Below are 1,042 nucleotides of genomic sequence, written 5' to 3' on the forward strand. Positions count from 1 at the left end.
TGTGAGACGTGCTGTGCATGATAGATAGCAGGCCTCGGAAGGTGAGCCGCGTGCAGAGACGCCGCACCGCCCGCGTGGCTGCCCCTCACCCCAACCCTCTCCCCGCAAAGAACGGGGAGAGGGAGCACACCGCACATGCCGAGATTGCGCAGTCATCGGCGACTGCGTTTGCTGCGGCCGGCGCGTCGGGCGGATTGGCCGAAGGCGTAATCCGCCGCTTTTGTCAGGACAACACGTTTGCTAGAATTCGGTTAGGCGCATTACGCTCCACTCATCTGCCCTACGAGCTAGTCAAAAAGCCGACGGAATAGACCATGCGCATCTTCTCGGACTCGATCGGCTTTGACGTGGGAGAAGCTCGGGACCTTCTTAGACAAGGTGAAGAGGAAGGCGCTGTTGCCTATTTGGAGCGGTTCATAGCAAAAGGCTCTATTCTGGCCATGATCGAGATGGCTGAGTATTTGCAAGATAGGGGCGACAGCTCTTCTAGTTTGCGCTGGATGGAAAAGGCCGAACGGACAATCCGCCCCGAGGACTTCGATTCGCTTCTCTATCTTTCGGGAGCTCTTCGGCGCGGACTTGGAGCCGGGACTGCCCGGGAGCGCTATTTTCGAGCTTTCGACTTGAAGGAGCGAGTGGCGGAAGCGGGTCATCTGGCGGCCATTCGGGAAATGATCGTAAACTACGCCCATGGCCTCAATGGTGCCGCAAAGGATCCAGAGCGGGCTATCTATTGGGTGAGGAAAGCTGCTGCGCTCAATGACGAAGAGGCGAAGCAAATTCTTCGCGAAGAAGGGATCTGAAAACGCGCAACCCGGAAAAGCGCGTAGGGCGGATCAGTACGACTGAGTCACAAAATCCGCCCTACGAACTTCCCGCCCTTTGCCGGGAGAGGTCGGATTGCGCAGCAATCCGGATGAGGGGCATGGCACATCCGTAGCCCCGATCGCGAGTCCATCGGACGGGCACGTCAATGTGAGACGTGCTGTGCATGATAGATAGCAGGCCTCGGAAGGTGAGCCGCGTGCAGAGACGCCGCACC

1 protein-coding gene is annotated in these 1,042 nt (G+C 58.5%); it reads left to right on the forward strand.

Translation table 11 applies throughout. The features are described from left to right. The first annotated feature begins 314 nt into the window (after nt 1-314). The gene (locus ACQR0Z_RS35005) at nt 315-803 is read left to right on the forward strand and encodes a hypothetical protein (RefSeq protein ID WP_434878268.1); all 489 of its coding nucleotides are present in this window, start codon (nt 315-317) and stop codon (nt 801-803) included. Nucleotides 804-1,042: the final 239 nt, after the last annotated feature.

This window comes from Bradyrhizobium sp. HKCCYLS3077 (genome assembly GCF_051167555.1).
Lineage (GTDB): Bacteria > Pseudomonadota > Alphaproteobacteria > Rhizobiales > Xanthobacteraceae > Bradyrhizobium.